Annotated in this window: 2 protein-coding genes and 1 pseudogene; 2 read left to right on the top strand and 1 reads right to left on the bottom strand. The window is 69.7% G+C overall.

All coding sequences use genetic code 11. The features are described from left to right. Positions 1 to 289: pseudogene (locus tag ACFW2E_RS45585) on the bottom strand (hypothetical protein); the annotation flags it as partial. A 201-nt stretch (positions 290 to 490) separates the two neighbouring features. Between ACFW2E_RS45585 and ACFW2E_RS45580 the strand changes: the two are divergent. After that, positions 491 to 1648: a mandelate racemase/muconate lactonizing enzyme family protein gene (locus ACFW2E_RS45580; protein ID WP_384477718.1), complete on the top strand. Its 1158-nt coding sequence runs from the start codon at positions 491 to 493 to the stop codon at positions 1646 to 1648. After that, positions 1645 to 2211, top strand: a 567-nt coding sequence (locus tag ACFW2E_RS45575; protein WP_384477715.1) for an alcohol dehydrogenase catalytic domain-containing protein, incomplete at its 3' end; no start/stop codon positions are given. The genes ACFW2E_RS45580 and ACFW2E_RS45575, both read left to right, overlap by 4 nt.

Raw genomic sequence — 2211 nt, 5'->3', positions numbered from 1 at the left:
CGGCAGCCCCTCCGCGCGACCGGCCCCGCCCCTGTTCACGGCGCCGGGCGGCGCGCCCGAGCGGTTCGTCCTCGTCCTCGTCCCCGCCGTCGCTGCCGTCGCCGTCGCCGCTCTCGTCGCCCCGGTCGGCTTCGTCGTCGTAACCGTCGTACGGGGACTCGCCCTTGTCTTCGTCCTTGTACTCGTACGAGTCGTGCGCGTACACGCGGAGCTGTTCGATCGGTGTGCCGCACCCCGGGCAGGCGAGGGCGCCGTTGAGGTGCCGACGGCACGGGAGGCAGTAGTCCATGACGCGGGAAGACTAGATTCCGCACAGGTCACGTTCCTAGGCACCACTGTGAAGGTTCTGTGGGAGATCGAAAGAGCTCTCGAAAGCCTTGCCGAAACCGTTATCCGTTCGCCCCATTGACACCCCCGCCGCCCCGTCCTTACTGTCACGCCAGCATTTCGAACGTGTGACGAAATATCGAACAGCTGAAGGGCAACTGCCGTGCGCATCACCGGAATCAGCACGCACGTGGTCGGGACGCCGTGGCGCAACCTGACCTACGTACAGGTGCACACCGACGAAGGGATCACGGGAGTCGGCGAGACCCGGATGCTCGGTCACACCGACGCGCTGCTCGGATACCTGAGGGAAGCCGAGGTCAACCACATTCTCGGTTCCGACCCGTTCGCTGTCGAGGACCTCGTACGCCGTATGAAGTACGGCGACTACGGCCGGGCGGGTGAAATCGTGATGTCCGGCATCGCGGTCGTCGAGATGGCCTGCTGGGACATCAAGGGCAAGGCCCTGGGCGTGCCGGTCTGGCAGCTGCTCGGCGGCAAGGTCACCGACAGGGTCAAGGCGTACGCCAACGGCTGGTACACGACGGAGCGGACCCCGGAGGCCTACCACAAGGCCGCCCAGGAGGTCATGGCCCGCGGGTACAAGGCCCTCAAGATCGACCCGTTCGGCACCGGGCACTTCGAGCTCGACCACGAGCAGACCCTCTACTCCGTCTCGCTCATCGAGGCCGTGCGCGACGCCATCGGCCCGGATGCCGAGCTGATGCTGGAGATGCACGGCCGCTTCTCCCCCGCCACCGCGGTCCGGCTGGCGAAGGAGCTGGCCCCCTTCGAGCCGGCGTGGCTGGAGGAGCCGGTGCCGCCGGAGAACCTCAAGGCGCTGGAGAAGGTGGCCGCCAAGGTGGACCTGCCGGTCGCGACCGGTGAGCGGATCCACGACCGGATCGAGTTCCGCGAGCTCTTCGAGAGCCAGGCCGCCGACATCATCCAGCCGGACGTCGGCCACATCGGCGGCATCTGGGAGACCCGGAAGCTGGCCGCGACCGCCGAGGCGCACTACGTGCTCGTCGCCCCGCACAACGTCGGCGGCTCGGTGCTCACCGCCGCCTCGCTCCAGGTCGGATTCACCTCCCCGAACTTCAAGATCCTGGAGCACTTCAACGATTTCGCCGACGCGGAGATCAAGAAGGTCGTGAAGGGTGCCCCCGAGGTGATCGACGGGTACTTCCACCTGTCCGACGCGCCCGGCCTCGGCGTGGAGTTCGACGCCGAGGCGGCCGCGGAGTTCCCGCAGCAGCAGGCCCGGTTCGACCTGTGGGCCGACGGCTGGGAGCAGCGCAGGCCGAAGGACACGAAGTGAGCACCGCGGTCGTCGTCGAGGCGCCGGGCGAGCACCGGGTCGTACCGCACGAGCCGTGTGAGCCGGGTCCGGGCGAGGCGCTGGTGGCCGTGCACGCGGTGGGCATCTGCGGCAGTGACCGCGAGGTGTACCAGGGCAACCGGCCGGAGGGATACGTCCGTTACCCGCTGATTCCCGGGCACGAGTGGTCCGGAACGGTGCGGGCGGTGGGCGCCGGGGTGCCGCAGTCCCTGGTCGGCCGCAAGGTGGTCGGCGAGGGCTTCCGCAACTGCCAGGTGTGCGACCGCTGCCACGCGGGCGAGACCACCCTGTGCACGGCCGGCTACGAGGAGACCGGGTTCACGCAGCCGGGTGCCATGGCGCCCACGCTGACCCTGCCCGCGCGGCTGCTGCACGTGCTGCCCGACGACGCCGACCTCACGGCAGCCGCCCTGCTGGAGCCCGCCGCCTGCATCGCCGCCGCCGCGCTCAAGGCGAACGCCCGCCCGGGCGAGCGGGTCGCCGTGGTCGGCACCGGGACGCTCGGCATGTTCGCCGTGCAGTTCCTGCGGGCCGCCTCGCCC

This window comes from Streptomyces sp. NPDC058964 (genome assembly GCF_042741275.1).
GTDB lineage: Bacteria > Actinomycetota > Actinomycetes > Streptomycetales > Streptomycetaceae > Streptomyces.
Note: the sequence above shows the minus strand (reverse complement) of the source record. Positions and strands in the feature narration are given on the sequence as shown.